1 protein-coding gene is annotated in these 227 nt (G+C 63.9%); it reads right to left on the bottom strand.

The features are described 5' to 3' along the window. Positions 1–227: hypothetical protein (locus QQL85_RS26550; RefSeq protein ID WP_284357346.1), on the bottom strand; the 227-nt coding region annotated here is incomplete at both ends.

The following is a 227-nucleotide window of genomic DNA, read 5'->3' on the forward strand; positions in this document are numbered from 1 at the left end:
TCCAGCGCCTGATTGATGTGCACGGTGAAGGTCGGTTTGACGTTCTCGGCCACCGACGTCTGGTCGGCGGTGATGGTGACCAGCACCAGGTCGCCCTGGTTGCCAGTGCCCGGAGTACCCGAGCCTGGTTCGTCGGTCACGGTGGTGGTCACCGGCGCCTTGTCCAGGGTCAGCTGTTCGAACTTGCCGACGTCGGTGCCGCTGACCGAGGCGATCGATTTCACGAT

Origin of the sequence: Pseudomonas putida, from assembly GCF_030159595.1 — a bacterium.
Taxonomy (GTDB): domain Bacteria; phylum Pseudomonadota; class Gammaproteobacteria; order Pseudomonadales; family Pseudomonadaceae; genus Aquipseudomonas; species Aquipseudomonas putida_AC.